This is a genomic window from Pseudogemmobacter sp. W21_MBD1_M6 (genome assembly GCF_052119585.1).
In the GTDB taxonomy this organism is placed as follows: domain Bacteria; phylum Pseudomonadota; class Alphaproteobacteria; order Rhodobacterales; family Rhodobacteraceae; genus JBGQOJ01.
In genome coordinates this window covers 70728-84765 of the sequence record NZ_JBGQOJ010000012.1, presented here as the reverse complement: position 1 = coordinate 84765, position 14038 = coordinate 70728, and the positions used below count along the sequence as shown (strand labels likewise).

The 14038-nt window shown below is 60.1% G+C and carries 14 protein-coding genes; 11 read left to right on the top strand and 3 right to left on the bottom strand.

What is annotated here, in order from left to right; all coding sequences use genetic code 11:
* Positions 1–53 precede the first annotated feature (53 nt).
* On the top strand, positions 54–752 hold the full coding sequence (locus ACEN2R_RS13195; protein WP_442042923.1) for a cyclic nucleotide-binding domain-containing protein: 699 nt from the start codon (positions 54–56) through the stop codon (positions 750–752).
* A gap of 210 nt (positions 753–962) precedes the next feature.
* On the opposite strand, the gene corA is transcribed toward ACEN2R_RS13195, so the two are convergent.
* The gene (gene corA / locus ACEN2R_RS13190; protein ID WP_442042921.1) at positions 963–1934 is read right to left on the bottom strand and encodes a magnesium/cobalt transporter CorA; all 972 of its coding nucleotides are present in this window, start codon (positions 1932–1934) and stop codon (positions 963–965) included.
* A gap of 186 nt (positions 1935–2120) precedes the next feature.
* Here corA and ACEN2R_RS13185 point away from each other — a divergent pair, with 186 nt between their 5' ends.
* Genes ACEN2R_RS13185 through ACEN2R_RS13175 form a run of 3 tightly spaced genes read left to right on the top strand, consistent with a single transcriptional unit; the run spans position 2121 to position 4640 of the window.
* Complete coding sequence (locus ACEN2R_RS13185) at positions 2121–2789, top strand: potassium channel family protein (protein WP_442042919.1); 669 nt, start codon at positions 2121–2123, stop codon at positions 2787–2789.
* A gap of 3 nt (positions 2790–2792) precedes the next feature.
* Complete coding sequence (locus tag ACEN2R_RS13180) at positions 2793–4127, top strand: TrkH family potassium uptake protein (RefSeq protein ID WP_442042917.1); 1335 nt, start codon at positions 2793–2795, stop codon at positions 4125–4127.
* Between the two features lie 45 nt (positions 4128–4172).
* Entirely contained in the window at positions 4173–4640 is a 468-nt protein-coding gene (locus ACEN2R_RS13175; protein ID WP_442042915.1) for a hypothetical protein, read from the top strand.
* On the opposite strand, the gene ACEN2R_RS13170 is transcribed toward ACEN2R_RS13175, so the two are convergent.
* Positions 4571–6544 (bottom strand): transketolase family protein, encoded by a 1974-nt coding sequence (locus tag ACEN2R_RS13170; RefSeq protein ID WP_442042913.1) that lies wholly within the window; start codon positions 6542–6544, stop codon positions 4571–4573. The two genes, ACEN2R_RS13175 and ACEN2R_RS13170, sit on opposite strands and share 70 nt — an antisense overlap.
* Before the next feature lie 261 nt (positions 6545–6805).
* On the opposite strand from ACEN2R_RS13170, the gene ACEN2R_RS13165 reads away from it, so the two are divergent.
* From ACEN2R_RS13165 to ACEN2R_RS13140, 6 genes are all read left to right on the top strand, one after another.
* Positions 6806–7660 carry a transketolase gene (locus tag ACEN2R_RS13165; protein ID WP_442042976.1) on the top strand — a complete coding sequence of 285 codons (855 nt, stop codon included), beginning with the start codon at positions 6806–6808 and terminating at the stop codon, positions 7658–7660.
* Positions 7657–8700, top strand: coding sequence for a transketolase family protein (locus tag ACEN2R_RS13160; RefSeq protein ID WP_442042911.1), 1044 nt, complete (start codon positions 7657–7659; stop codon positions 8698–8700). Before ACEN2R_RS13165 ends, ACEN2R_RS13160 begins: the two co-directional genes overlap by 4 nt.
* A gap of 54 nt (positions 8701–8754) precedes the next feature.
* On the top strand, positions 8755–9507 hold the full coding sequence (locus ACEN2R_RS13155; protein WP_442042909.1) for an SDR family NAD(P)-dependent oxidoreductase: 753 nt from the start codon (positions 8755–8757) through the stop codon (positions 9505–9507).
* A 68-nt stretch (positions 9508–9575) separates the two neighbouring features.
* Positions 9576–10541 (top strand): TRAP transporter substrate-binding protein, encoded by a 966-nt coding sequence (locus tag ACEN2R_RS13150; protein ID WP_442042907.1) that lies wholly within the window; start codon positions 9576–9578, stop codon positions 10539–10541.
* Entirely contained in the window at positions 10541–11113 is a 573-nt protein-coding gene (locus tag ACEN2R_RS13145; RefSeq protein ID WP_442042905.1) for a TRAP transporter small permease, read from the top strand. Before ACEN2R_RS13150 ends, ACEN2R_RS13145 begins: the two co-directional genes overlap by 1 nt.
* A gap of 12 nt (positions 11114–11125) precedes the next feature.
* Positions 11126–12382, top strand: coding sequence for a TRAP transporter large permease (locus ACEN2R_RS13140; RefSeq protein WP_442042903.1), 1257 nt, complete (start codon positions 11126–11128; stop codon positions 12380–12382).
* Here ACEN2R_RS13140 and ACEN2R_RS13135 read toward each other — a convergent pair.
* A complete protein-coding gene (locus ACEN2R_RS13135; RefSeq protein WP_442042901.1) occupies positions 12379–13419 on the bottom strand; it encodes a LysR substrate-binding domain-containing protein in 1041 nt (346 codons plus the stop codon). The genes ACEN2R_RS13140 and ACEN2R_RS13135 overlap by 4 nt on opposite strands.
* A gap of 79 nt (positions 13420–13498) precedes the next feature.
* On the opposite strand from ACEN2R_RS13135, the gene ACEN2R_RS13130 reads away from it, so the two are divergent.
* Entirely contained in the window at positions 13499–13966 is a 468-nt protein-coding gene (locus ACEN2R_RS13130) for an Lrp/AsnC family transcriptional regulator (protein WP_442042899.1), read from the top strand.
* Positions 13967–14038 lie beyond the last annotated feature (72 nt).

Here is a 14038-nt window from a genome sequence, read left to right as displayed (position 1 = left end):
ACTTGTCGGCTACAGTCTTGATAATTATCAATCCAACCGGGGCGGGACACAGGATGCGGCCAGCCGAAGCAAATTTGATTCGACCCTTGCCCCTGTTCAGGGACATGGAAGATGTGCATTTCGATGCGTTGATGCGCGGATCTTATGTGCAGAACTTTCCACCCCAGATCGAGCTGATCACCGAAGGCGACCCCAGCGATTTTCTGCATATCGTCGTCGATGGCTGCGTCGAACTGTTTGCCGGATGGAATGGCCGCGAGACGATCATGGCAACGATCCGCCCGGTTTCCACCTTCATTCTGGCGGCGACGATACGGGACGCGCCCTATCTGATGTCCGCCCGCACGCTTGAAAAGACGCGGATTGTTTTGCTGCCTTCGGAAGATGTAAGGGCGGTGTTCGACGCGGACCCGACCTTTGCCCGCGCGGTCGTGACCGAGCTTGCGCAGTGTTACCGAAGCGTGGTCAAGAACACCAAGGACCTGAAACTGCGCAGTTCGGTGGAGCGGCTTGCCAACTATCTTTTGCGCAAGCATGCCGCCGCCAACATGCCCGCTGCGTTCGACCTGCTCATCGAAAAGCGCAAGCTGGCGTCTTTTCTGGGCATGACCCCGGAAAATCTGTCGCGTTCCATCAAGGCGCTACAGGCTTACGGCGTCGAGACCGAGGGAAGCACCGTGCGCATTACCGATGTCGCGACCCTGATGCGGCTGGCCAAACCGACGCCACTGATCGACGATCCGGCGCATTGACGCGGCGGCAGCCCAAGGCCCACCACCCCCAGCGCCATAGATTGCTGCACGGTCAGTGCGATGATGGTGCGATCCGGCGCACCTATCAGTTTTGGCGTGGCGATCTGTTTCAGCTTTGCCATCGTCTTTGTTCAGATCATCAGCGCAATGACCACCGCCGAACTGTCGGCAAGATACCCGGAAACACTTGTTCCGCCGAATGCAGCCGCGCTACAACCAGCCACGGTGTTTGAAGAACAGGTAGGGCAGGATCGCGGAAAGCACCATAAGGCCAAGTGCGAAGGGATAGCCAAGCGGCCATTGCAATTCCGGCATATGGATAAAATTCATCCCGTAAATGGATGCAATCAGCGTCGGTGGCAGAAAGACGACGGCAGCGACCGAGAAAATCTTGATGATGGCGTTCTGTTCGATATTGATCATGCCAAGGGTGGCATCCAGCAGAAACGTGATCTTTTGCGACAGGAAACTGTCGTGGTCGGCCAGCGAGCGCACATCGCGCGACAGCGTCTTGATCCGTTCCCGCAAGGTCTTGTCGCTTTTGCGCTGAAGCGCGCCCTGACCGAGGAACCCGACCAATCGTTCAAGCGTCACCAGACTGTCGCGGATGTTCGAGATCAGGTCACCCTTGCGACCGATAGATTCCAGAACCTTCTGGAAATCGCGACTTTTGGTAGGTTTCGCGCCTTTTTGCTGGAAAATACTGCGTGAAATAGCGTCGATTTCGCGGCCCACGCGCTCTAAAATATCCGCCAGACGGTCCACGATTGCCTCTAGCAAGGCCAAAAGAACCCCTTCGCCGGTCTCGCACCCCATCGGGGTCTTTTCGGCGCGGATCGGAAAGGTCTGAAAGGCGCGCGGTTCGTGATAGCGGACCGTAATCAGCCGCTTGCCGGCCAGCACGAACGAGACCGGCGCCATCTGGGGGTCATCGCCGTCGGCCTGCGACGGCAAAATCGCGGTCATGAACGTGGCGCCGTCTTCGGTATAAAGGCGGGACGAGATCTCGATCTCCTCCATTTCGTCCCTGGTCGGAATATCGACGCCCAGCCATTTCTCGACCTGATCTTCCTCTGCATCGCTGGGGTTCATCATATCAATCCAGACAAGCCCGTTCAAACGCTCCTGCACCTCGGCGACCGGCTGCAAGCGGCCCGCCTCGTTTACATATCCGGTGATCATCGGCGTCTCCTGTGTCTTCAAACGAATCTATTTGCGTGGACCCCCCACGACCGCTTGCCGCTTTGTAGTGCGCCTGTGGTGGCGATGCCAGACCAGCGGGATGGGCCCCGTTGCGGTCGTAACTTGTCATCTGCCGCCGATTGCGGCTTAGATGCGTGCAACAGCAACAGCCGGAAGGCAGGATCAGTGAAAACCCGCAGCTTTGCCGTGATCGGCCTTGGAACTTTCGGCAGCACCGTTGCCAGCGAACTGGCCCGCTTCGGCAACCCGGTTCTGGGAATAGATACGGACGCGCGCCACGTCACCAGACTGGCCGATACGCTGTCCGAGGCCATCATTGCCGATGGCAAGGATGAAGCCGCGCTGAAAGAAGCCGGCGTTGGCAACTACGATGTGGCCATCGTCGCCATAGGCGAGGATCTGGAGGCGAATATCCTTTGCACGATGAACGTCAAGATGCTGGGGGTCGAGACGATCTGGGTGAAGGCACTTAACCGGACTCACCACCGTATTCTGACAAAACTGGGCGCGGATCGGGTGATCCTGCCCGAACAGGAGATCGGACAGCATATCGCGCAGATGCTGCATAACCCGCTTGTGCGGGACTATGTAAGCCTTGGAAACGGGTATCATGTCGTCGACCTGCGGGTGCCGTCGCAACTCGACGGCAAGCGGATTGGGGATGCGGCTATTTTCACCAAATACGACCTGCGCGCGCTGGGGGCGATGCGGGACAGCAAGTATCTGTCCTGCGAGGGCGGTGATCTGACGTTGATGGAGGGTGACAAGCTTCTTATCCTTGGAAAGAGAACCGATCTGCGGCATTTCGGAGACGACCTGCGCGACGGGGGCTGACCCATGGCATTTCGCACAGTCAAAAGGCGGGTATCGCACCTGCCGCCCCCGCTTGTCCTTGTTCTGATCTACGCCACCTTCATTCTGCTCGGGGCCATCACCCTGAAGCTGCCCTTTGCGACGACGGCACCCATCACATGGTCGGATGCCGTATTCACGGCCACATCCGCGGTGACGGTCACGGGGTTGGCGGTTCTCGACACGGGGGGCGATTTTACCCTGTTCGGGCAGATCGTGATCGCCTTTCTGATCCAGCTTGGCGGCTTGGGCCTGATGACCTTTGCCGTGCTGATCCTGTCGATGCTGGGCCTGCCCGTCGGGTTTACGCATCATCTGTATCTGCGCGAGGATCTGAACCAGACATCTGCCACCGACCTTCTGGCTTTGACAAAGATGATCCTGCGCGTCGTTCTTTTGTGCGAAATGGCCGGTGCCGCGCTGCTTGCCTTGGTGTTTGTGCCCGAATTTGGCTGGGGCGAGGGGATGTGGCAATCGGTTTTCCATTCGGTTTCCGCCTTCAACAACGCAGGCTTTTCCCTGTTCCCCGACAGCCTTAGCCGGTGGGTCGGAAACCCGGTGATCAATATCGTTATCCCGGTGCTTTTTATTCTGGGTGGTCTTGGGTTTACGGTTGCGGCAGATGTCTGGGGCCATTGGCGCTGGCGGCAATATTCATTGCACACCAAACTGATGCTGGTCGGCACGGCCGCGCTTTTGGCCTGGTCCACCATCGCCTTTGCCGCGATGGAATGGACCAATCCGAACACTTTGGGCGCATTGGACTGGCCTGCCCGGATCTGGGCCAGCTGGTTCCAGGGCGCAAGCACCAGAACGGCGGGCTTTAACACGGTGGACATAGGCGCCCTGAACGACAGCACCGCGCTTATGTTCATGACGTTGATGGTGATCGGCGCGGGTAGCACATCGACCGGCGGCGGGATCAAGGTCACGACCTTCATCGTTCTGCTGCTGGCAACGGTTGCGTTTTTCAAACGCCGCCCCAATGTCGATGTGTTCGGGCGCAGGCTTGGCGCGGATCAGATCATGAAGGTGCTGGCGCTGTCGATGGTCAGCCTGCTTTTGATCCTCATCGCCCTTTTCGTAACGCTGCTGTTCCACGAAGGTGAATTTCTGGACCTTGCCTTCGAGGCCGTCTCGGCGTTTGGCACGGTCGGCCTGTCGCGCGGCGTGACCGGTGATTTCGACACCGCCGGGCGTATCGTGATCATGTTCATCATGTTCGTCGGGCGGGTCGGCCCGTTGACCCTTGGCTTCCTGCTTGCCACAAAAAGACCCAAGCGGATTTCTTATCCCTCGGGCACGGTTTATCTGGGGTAAGACACCGGATCGGTGCGGACCGCGCCAAGGAGTCCAATTCTAAGCATGTTGTTTTCCAGTGTTTCAGGCAGTGACGGATTTCGGGAAGGCCTTAAATTCGGCGTCGAAGCACCCGATTTCCCCCAGCGTTTGCACAAGCCCCCCGGCAAGCGTTATGATCAACGCACTGATGGATATGTCCAATTTGCCCGCGAGCGGCCACAGCGCCCGGCCACGGTGCACCTTGTGCTGGAAGCGGCTGAAGGGATTTTATTTTACGGTGTCGGGGCAATTCAGGGCCGGGTTGCCGCCCCGCGCCCCCGCCACCGGTTCAGCGCGCTGTTGTTGCAAAGCGCCTGCGTTTGGCATCAGAAACACTCAAGGACGCTGGAAGATGCAGCGGCATCGATCGCCGATTGCGAAGTCGATATGCGGATTGAGCAGCACAACAAACTGTCGCCCGCCTATGCGTCCGACCCGCCCAACAGGACTTTTCCGGTCTCGACGATGCGTGCGGCGGTTATGCCAAAATGATCATACAGGATTTCTGACTTTGCCGAGGCGCCAAAGCCCGTCATGCCGATAAACGCATCGCCTTCGCGCAACCAGCGGTCCCAGCCAAAGCGCAGTGCGGCCTCTACCCCGATGCGGGGGACACTGCCCAGCACCTGGGCGCGGTAGGCCGGTTCCTGTGCCTCGAACAGCTCCCAGCAGGGCATGGAAACCACCGCCGCCGCGATCCCGGCCTTGGCCAGTTCGCCCTGTGCGGCAAGCGCTAGTGCGACCTCTGTTCCAGTGGCAATCAGGGTCAGCACACGCGGACCATCTGCGGGACTCACCACATAGGCGCCTTTGCGGCTCAGGTTCTTGTCTGTTGTCCGGCGCAGGGGGGCGGCGGGTTGCCGCGACAGCGCCAAAAGGCTTGGCCCCGTCGTGGTTTCCAGCGCGATCTGCCAGACCTCGGCGGTTTCCACGGCATCGGCGGGGCGGAACACCTGCATGTTCGGCATCGCGCGAAAACTGGCGAGGATCTCGACCGGCTGGTGCGTCGGGCCGTTGCTGCCGACACCGATGGAATCGTGACTAAAGACAAAAAGCGCGGGCAGCCCCATCAAGGCCGCCATGCGCATCGCGGGCCGCTCGTAGTCGGCAAAGGCAAGATAGGTCACGTTGACGGGGCGCAACCCACCATGCGCGGCGATCCCGTCGGCCATTGCCCCCATCAAATGCTCGCGCACGCCGCAATGAACATAACTGCCGTTGCGATCCGTCGCGGTGAACGCTGTGCGGCCCCGCTTGTGGTTTGTCGGCGCCTCCAGATCGGCACAAAGCACAAGGGTTTCGGGCAGGTCGGACGCAAGCGCATCGCAGACATCCCCCGATGCCAGAATCGTGGGGCGCGGTGCGGTTTGGTCCAGCGCTGCGGCGGCAATGTGTTCGGTGATTCCGCTCCAGGCGTCGGGCAGGCAACCCTCGTGCCACCGGCGGAATTCATCCGCCTCGGGGTGATCTGTCAGGCGCGTGGTCCAACCGGCACGGGCCTGCGCGCCCCGGTCCATGGATGTCGCCCAATCTGCGCGGATTTCGTCGGGGATCACAAATGCGGGATGGTTCCAGCCCAGGGCGGCGCGGGCCTCTGTCGAATCCTGTGGCGTCAGCGGGGCGCTGTGCCCGCCGCGTTGCCCTTGAAGACGGGGAATGCCCCGCGCAATCACCGTGCGACACGCAATCATCGAGGGGCGCGGGTCGGCCTTTGCGGCGTCGATGGCGGCGTCGATCGCCTCTATGTCATGCCCGTCGACCGGTTGAACATGCCAACCTGCCGCGCGAAATCTGGCCGGGACATCCTCGCTGATCGACAGCGCGGTGGCGCCGTCATCGGTGATCTGGTTGTCATCCCAAAGGAAGGTCAGCTTGCCCAGACCAAGGTGGCCAGCCAGCGAAATCGCCTCCTGACCGATGCCTTCTTGCAGGCATCCGTCACCGACAAAGGCCCAGGTGCGGTGATCCACCAATCCGGTGCCGAACCGTGCGGCAAGGCGCGCCTCGGCCACCGCCATGCCGACGGCGCTGGCAATCCCTTGCCCCAGCAACCCCGTGGTGATCTCTATTCCGGCATGTTGTTCTATTTCGGGGTGACCCGCGCAGATCGCGCCCAGTTTGCGGAAGTCTTTCAACGCCGCGACCGATATCGGCTCGTAGCCCGACAGGTTCAAAAGCGCATAAAGCAGCATCGACCCGTGGCCGTTCGACAGCACCACGCGGTCCCGGTCAGGCCAAAGCGGCGCCTTGGGATCTACCTTTAAATGGCGCGCATAAAGCGTCGCCGCGATCTCTGCCATACCAAGAGGCACGCCCTGATGGCCTTCGCCTGCGTTCAATATGGAATCCAGCGCAAGAAAGCGGATGGCGTTCGCCATTTTTGAAATATCGGGCATGGTCGGTCTCTCGGTTTTCTGGTCAAAGAAGCGCACGAATACCTGCAATCACCACACAACCGGCCCTGCCGAAGTGCCATTGGAACAGTGCAGGTATCCGTCGCCGCAGTGGGTTTCGCACATTGAACTGACTGATGGTTATCTTGTTTGGCATTGGAATGTTGTTAAGTTTTTCTAACAAGCTTTTGCATTTTTAGGTAATTTCAGGACGCCGGAATGCTGTTACCACCTTGGGACGTCATCGAGCCTTGGGAGGAAACCATGACCGCACACCACCACTCCGGTGCCTTGCCCAACATGTCGTTGGACATGCGCGCCTGGAACATTCGCCGCAAGGCTTTGCTGATGGGCGAGGTTCAGGGACAGGGTTACATCGGTCAGGCCCTCGGGGTCGCAGATGTTCTTGCGACATCCTATTTCCATGCGCTTGAATATCGCCCCGAAGACCCGGAATGGGAAGGGCGCGACCGCTTTCTTCTGTCGATCGGGCACTATGCCATCGCACTTTATGCGGCCCTGATGGAGGCCGGTATTCTGCCCGAGAACGAACTGGACACCTACGGCATGGATGACAGTCGCATGCCGATGTCCGGCATGGCGTCCTACACGCCGGGGATGGAAATCACCGGTGGTTCGCTGGGGCAGGGGTTGGGCATTGCCGTGGGCATGGCCATGGGCCTGAAACGCAAAAAGAACCCCGCCTTTGTCTATAACCTGATGTCGGATGGTGAACTTGGCGAAGGATCGACCTGGGAGGCGGTGATGTCCGCGACCCAATGGAAACTTGATAACCTGATCTGCATCGTCGATTTCAACAACCAGCAGGCCGACGGACCAAGCCGCGACGCGCTGGCGCAAGGGGCGGAAGCACCGAAATGGCAGGCGTTCGGCTGGCACGCGCAAGAGGTAGACGGCAATGACCTGCCCGCGCTGGTCAAGGCCTTTGACACGGCCCGCGCCCTGTCCGACCCAAAGCCGCGGGTCATCATCTGCAATACAAAAATGTGCAAGGGCGTGGATTTCCTTGAACGCCGCGAAAGCAACCATTTCGTGCGCGTCGAGGCCGAGGAGTGGTCCAAGGCACTTGCCGTTCTGGAAGAAGGAAAACCGCAATGACGTTCGCCTCAATGGCCCGCAAATACGAGCCGCGCACCGTCAGCTTGGGGCCGGACGGCGAACGGGTTGCGACCTCTGCCATGATCGCCTCGCTGGCGGCAGAGGGCTATGACGCCGTTCCCGCCCCCTTTGGTCACGCGCTGATCGAACTGGCCAAAAAGGACGACCGCATTGTCGGCCTGTCCGCCGACCTGTCGAAATACACCGACCTGCACGTCTTTGCGAACGCGATGCCGGATCGCTTTTACCAGATGGGTATGGCCGAACAACTGCTGATGTCTGCGGCGGCGGGCATGGCGCGCGAAGGCTTCATTCCCTTTGCCACGACCTATGCTGTCTTCGCTTCGCGGCGGGCGTATGATTTCATTGCCATGGCCATCGCCGAGGAAAACCTGCCGGTCAAGATCGTCTGCGCCCTGCCGGGCCTGACCACTGGCTATGGCCCCAGCCATCAGGCCACCGAAGATATCGCGATCTTTCGCGGGCTGCCCAATATGACGATCATTGATCCCTGCGACGCGAATGATGTGGCGGGGATGGTGCCGGAAATGGTTGCGCATGACGGCCCCGTCTATGCCCGCCTGTTGCGCGGCAAGGTGCCTTCGGTCCTGACCCGTTTCAAACCCGACTACAAATTCAAGTTGGGCAAGGCGCAAATGATCCGCGAGGGCAAGGACGTTCTGGTCATCTCGACCGGCATCATGACCATGCGTGCGCTTGACGCGGCAGAAAAGCTGGCGGCGGACAATGTGGATGTCGCTGTGCTGCATGTGCCGACGATCAAGCCGCTGGATGTCGAGACCATTCTGGCCGAGGCCGCAATAGGCGGTCGGCTGGTCGTCGTGGCCGAGAACCACACGGTGAACGGGGGCCTGGGCGAGGCCGTGGCGCGCGAATTGCTGGTGGCGGGCGTGACCCCGACCTTCCGCATGATCGGGCTGCCGGATGAATTCCTCGAGGCGGGCGCGCTGCCGACCTTGCACGACATGTACGGTCTTTCGGTCAACAAGGTGGCCGAGCGGATCAAGGGTTGGCTTTGACCAACGCACGGCCCCGACGGGGACAGTTCTTTTAATCAGAGGGAGAGAAGGGTCATGGGCCTTTTGGACGGAAAATTTGCGATCATCACCGGCGCGGCCAGCCCGCGCGGTCTTGGCAAGGCAACGGCGAGACTGTTCGCCGAACATGGCGCGACCATTGCGATCCTCGATCTTGACGCGGGTCAGGCACAGGCGGCCGCTGCGGATCTGGGTGCAGGGCATGTCGGCCTTGCCTGCAACGTGACAGACAAGGCGGCCTGTGCCGCCGCCGCCCGTGCGCTGGTGGCACAATGGGGCCGGATCGACATTCTTGTGAACAACGCCGGTATCACCCAGCCGCTGAAACTGATGGACATCGAACCGCAGAACTATGACGCGGTGATGGACGTGAACCTGCGCGGCACACTTTTCATGAGCCAGGCCGTGATCCCGACCATGCGTGCGCAAAAGTCGGGCAGCATCGTCAACCTGTCGTCGGTGTCCGCACAGCGCGGCGGCGGCATTTTCGGTGGCCCGCATTATTCCGCAGCCAAGGCCGGTGTCCTTGGCCTGACCAAGGCGATGGCCCGCGAACTGGCCCCCGACAACATCCGGTCGAACGCGATCTGCCCCGGCTTTATCGCCACCGATATCACCGGCGGCATGTTGACGCCGGACATGATGGTGCAGATATTGGCGGGTATCCCCATGGCCCGTGCTGGCGAAGCCTCTGACGTTGCCGGCTGCGCCCTGTTCCTTGCGTCCGACCTTTCGGCCTATTGCACAGGCACAGAGGTCGACGTGAACGGAGGGTCGTTGATCCATTGATTTCGAGCGCCCCGGTGTTGAGGAGCGCGGGGGCGTAAATTGCAGTCTTCTAAAGGGAGGAACCAACCATGAAGACGAAACTTTTGGCCATTCTGGCCGCCACCACCATGATCGCAGGAACCGTTCAGGCGGACGAGGTGATCTTTGCCCATGGCGCCAATCCGGGTAACCCCCGCTTTGTCGCAGCCGAAAAATGGGCCGAACTATACGCGGCATGCACCGGCGGCACCGACACCGTGAATGTCGCGCCATCCGCGACAATGGGCAATGACGTTGAAATGCTGACCTCGGCCATTGGCGGCGTGATCCAGATCTCTGCCAACTCGCAGGGTGCCATGAGCCAGATCGTGCCGGAAATCGGCCTTTTGGGTCTGCCGTTCCTGTTCAAGGATCTGCCGACCGCATGGGGTGTTCTTGACGGCGAGGTTGGCGGCCTTCTGGACGCGCGCGCACAGGAATCCGGCCTCAAGATCCTTGGCTTCTGGGATAACGGCATCCGCAATGTAACCCATGTGTCGAAAAACGTGTCGGAGCCTGCCGATCTGGCCGGCATGAAAATCCGCACGCCCCCCGATCAGATGACCGTCGATATTTTCGAGGCATTGGGCGCATCGCCTGCTCCGCTGGCGTTCTCGGAACTGCCGACCGCACTGCAATCGGGTGTCTTCGACGGTCAGGAAAACCCGCTGACCAACATCTACTCGTCGAAGATCCACGAGATCACACCCTATGTCACGATGACCGGCCACAAGTATGAATCTACGCCGGTCGTGGCAGGTCTGGCATGGTGGTCCGGTCTGGACGCCGCCAAACAGGCATGCGCCCTGGAGGCGACCGCCGGTGCAGGGGAAATCCAGCGCCAGATGTCGCTTGATGGCGACGCGTCGCTGCGCCCCAAGATGGAAGCAGAAGGGGCCATCTTTGCCGAGGCAAACCACGCCGCCTACGTCGCGGCCACCGCGTCGGTCTATGACAAATATGCGGCTGACTTCCCCGATCTAGTCGCGGCCCTGAAGGCCGCTGTGGGGCAATAATGAACCGCCGGGACCCCTCGTCCCCGGCGCACAACGGGAAGGGGCGGCAACGCCTCTTCCTTGATGCGGTCGCGGTTGCGATGTCGGTTTTCGAATGGAGCGGCAAGATCATCTCTGTCGCAACCCTTGGCATCATGTTTTTCGCGCTTTTTGCCAATGTGGTCCTGCGCTACGCCTTCGGGTCCGGCCTTGCCTGGGCCTATGAAATTCACGCGGTACTGCTGCCTTGGCTTGTGGCGGGGGGGATTGTCATCGCCGCGACGCGGTCGCGTAATATCGCGATTTCCCTGCTGCCGGATATGGTGCAACCCGGCACCCGGAGGGTTCTGTTTCTTGCGGTGCAGATTGCCATCCTGGTGATCGCGGTCAGCGTGCTTTGGTCCAGTCAGCCGATCCTGAAGGCCTCGCAGTTCCAGAAACTCTCGACATTGGGAATAAAACAAATCTGGGGCTATTCCAGCCTTGTCTACGCCTTTGGCGCAATGGCTGTGATCGCCGCGCTTGAAACAATACGGACGGTGTTGTCGGGCCCGCGTCAAGGCACTGACCCCGCCCACGGCAGCCTGAGCTGAGGAGACATAGCCATGTCCGCAATAATGATCTGGATTTTCTTCGGGCTGCTGGCCCTGTCGGTGCCGGTTGCCCATGCCATGCTGGGGGGTGTGGCGGCGGCCCTTTGGCTTGAAGGCAAGCCGATGGCGGTGATTGCGCAGCGGCTATATACGCCGACTCAAAGCTTTCCGATGCTTGCGATCCCGTTCTTCATCCTTGCGGGCAATCTGATGATGTCGGGCAAATTCGGCGTCTATCTGGTCAACATCGCCAGACTGTTCGTGGGCAATTTCAAGGGCGGGCTGGGGCAGGTCTCGATCATCGGATCGGTGATGTTCGGCGGCGTGTCGGGGTCAGCGGTGGCGGATGCCTCGGCGCTGGGAAATGCGCTGATCCCTGTGCAAAAGCAGGAAGGTTATCCCGGCGGTTTCGCGGCCGCGATCAACTCTGCCTCCTCGACGGTTTCGGTGCTTATCCCGCCCTCTATCCCGCTGATCCTCTATGGGTTGGTGTCCAACGTCTCTATCATCAATTTGTTCATCGCGGGGATCCTGCCGGGCCTTATGCTGGGGGGCGGCATGTTCATTGCGGTCTGGTTTGTCGCCCGCAGGGACGATCTGCCGCGCTCGCCGCTGGCGGGTGGTTTCAAGGCCTTCAGGGGCCAGATTTTCACTGCTCTGCCTGCGCTGCTGATGCCGGTCTTCGTGATCGGAACACTGCGTTTCGGGGTCGCGACACCCACCGAGGTCAGCGTGATGGCCGTGGCCTATGCGCTGTTTGTCAGTGGTGTGATCTACCGCGACCTTGACTGGGCGGGGATCTGGAACGCGGCCGTTGATACCGCGATGATGACGGGGGCTGTCATGTTCATCATCATGGCCTCTTCAACGATCCAGTGGGTCCTGACGGCAGAGCGCATTCCACAAGATCTGGCCGTGTGGGTGGCCGCCACGATTTCCGAACCGTGGATGGTTATTCTGGCGCTGAACGCCGTGATGCTGGTTGTCGGGGCGTTTCTGGACCTTCCTGCCGCCGTTCTGTTGCTTGGGCCGCTGTTTGTGACCATCGGTCAGGCCATCGGTCTGGATCCGGTGCAACTGGGTCTGATGATGGTCGTGAACCTTTCGATCGGGCTATATACACCTCCGGTCGGGACCACGCTGTTCATCTCGGCGGCGATTGCCGAGGTCGGGATCGGCGAGGTGGTCAAGGCGCTGGTGCCGTTCTATCTGGTGGCGATTGTGGTGCTGATGCTGATCTCTTTCGTTCCTGCCCTGACGATTTACTAAAGCCCCCAGGGCTTTACGTCGATCAATTCCGGCCGGGCCTCGGTCCTGAAACTACAGCCGAGACCCGCAAGAAAATCGCGGGTCTCGCTCTCGTGTCCGCCTGCCTCTGCGGTTATCCATTCAGAAAAACGGTTCACGATGCGGCGGTTCAGGTGGCGGGGCGGGCAAACGAACCAATAGGCCGGAAAGTCGATCACCGGAATTGTGGGCGCAAGTGGCACAAGCTCTCCGCGCTTCAACTCCGGCAGGCAAAGCATTGCGCTGTCCAGTGCCACGCCGCCACCTTGTTTCGCCATTTCAATCGACATCGAAGAGCGATCGAACCGGAAAGGATAGCTGATTTCCTGTATGTCGATGCGGTTGGATGCAAGCCAGATGTCCCAACGGAACAGCGTCTTGGCACTGTCGATCAGCCGCGCCTGCCGAAGCTGTTCGCTGGTGTCATCCGACACGGCGCGAAGACGCGTCAGGTAATCCGGGCTGCACATCGGCAACACAAGGTCGTGCATGACGCAAGCGACGGTCAGTCCGGCCCAGTCGCCCAGACCATAGCGCAAGTCCAGATCGACCGCCTCGGTGTCGAACGCCGAAAAATCCGGCGTCGCATCAATGCGGATGTTCCACTCGGGGTTGGCGCCTGCGAAACTGGCCACGCGGGGGCCAAGCCAGCGAACGCCAAAGCTGGGACTGACCCTGATCGTCAGGCTGCGCGTGTTATGCTGGCGCCCGATCGCGCTGCGCGCATTCCGCAGCGCGCTGAACGCCTGCGTTGTGGTCTGGAACAGCCTGTCGCCGTCAAGGGTCAGAACCAGACGCCTTTTCTCGCGCCGGAAAAGTTTTACACCGAACTGGGTTTCCAGATGGCGGATTTGCTGGCTGACGGCCGAAGGCGAAACGCCCAGTTCGACAGATGCCTTTGTCACGGTCCCAAGGCGCGCGACGGCTTCGAAATACTCTGTAGCTTTGAGGTTCAGATCCCGCATTTCTGGCGTATACAATGCGTGGAACTCTTTGACCAAGATGAAATTGCAAAACATGCGGTTTCCGGTTCTGACAGTTGCCACTGGCGCGTATTGCAGCACAGTATGCCGGAAATACCCCGCAAAGGAGCCGTAAATGCCAACACGTCACCTTGACCATATCGACCGCAAAATCCTTGCAGAGCTGCAAAGGAACAGCAAGCTGACCAACGTCGAGCTGTCCGGTCTGGTCGGGCTTTCGCCGTCGCCATGTCTGGCCCGCGTCAAACAACTGGAGCGTGACAAGGTCATTCGCAGCTATGTTGCGCTTGTCGATCCGGTGGAACTGGGTTTGTCGATCAGCGTGTTCATTCAAGTGACGCTGGAACGGCAGGTGGAACGGGCGTTGCGGGTGTTCGAGCAGAAGATGAACAGCTTTCCCGAAGTCATGGAATGCTATCTGATGACGGGTGACAGCGATTATCTGGTGCGCCTGATCGTGCCCGACATTCAGGCGTTGGAGCGGTTCATCGTCAAGGAACTGACCACCATTCCCGGCGTGTCCAACATCCGCTCCAGCTTTGCCCTGAAGCAGGTGAAATACAAGACGGCCCTGCCGGTTTAGGGGTGCAATGCGGCATAGTGTGCCGTCTGTGATCATTGAGCAGCACAAATACCCGAAAACATGCCCCACTGG

Excerpts from the sequence above, each read along its gene's own strand:
- ACEN2R_RS13195 (WP_442042923.1), top strand. The coding sequence starts at position 54 with ATGCGGCCAGCCGAAGCAAATTTGATTCGACCCTTGCCCCTGTTCAGG.
- corA (WP_442042921.1), bottom strand. The coding sequence starts at position 1,934 with ATGATCACCGGATATGTAAACGAGGCGGGCCGCTTGCAGCCGGTCGCC.
- ACEN2R_RS13180 (WP_442042917.1), top strand. The coding sequence starts at position 2,793 with ATGGCATTTCGCACAGTCAAAAGGCGGGTATCGCACCTGCCGCCCCCG.
- ACEN2R_RS13175 (WP_442042915.1), top strand. The coding sequence starts at position 4,173 with ATGTTGTTTTCCAGTGTTTCAGGCAGTGACGGATTTCGGGAAGGCCTT.
- ACEN2R_RS13170 (WP_442042913.1), bottom strand. The coding sequence starts at position 6,544 with ATGCCCGATATTTCAAAAATGGCGAACGCCATCCGCTTTCTTGCGCTG.
- ACEN2R_RS13165 (WP_442042976.1), top strand. The coding sequence starts at position 6,806 with ATGACCGCACACCACCACTCCGGTGCCTTGCCCAACATGTCGTTGGAC.
- ACEN2R_RS13160 (WP_442042911.1), top strand. The coding sequence starts at position 7,657 with ATGACGTTCGCCTCAATGGCCCGCAAATACGAGCCGCGCACCGTCAGC.
- ACEN2R_RS13155 (WP_442042909.1), top strand. The coding sequence starts at position 8,755 with ATGGGCCTTTTGGACGGAAAATTTGCGATCATCACCGGCGCGGCCAGC.
- ACEN2R_RS13150 (WP_442042907.1), top strand. The coding sequence starts at position 9,576 with ATGAAGACGAAACTTTTGGCCATTCTGGCCGCCACCACCATGATCGCA.
- ACEN2R_RS13145 (WP_442042905.1), top strand. The coding sequence starts at position 10,541 with ATGAACCGCCGGGACCCCTCGTCCCCGGCGCACAACGGGAAGGGGCGG.
- ACEN2R_RS13140 (WP_442042903.1), top strand. The coding sequence starts at position 11,126 with ATGTCCGCAATAATGATCTGGATTTTCTTCGGGCTGCTGGCCCTGTCG.
- ACEN2R_RS13135 (WP_442042901.1), bottom strand. The coding sequence starts at position 13,419 with ATGTTTTGCAATTTCATCTTGGTCAAAGAGTTCCACGCATTGTATACG.
- ACEN2R_RS13130 (WP_442042899.1), top strand. The coding sequence starts at position 13,499 with ATGCCAACACGTCACCTTGACCATATCGACCGCAAAATCCTTGCAGAG.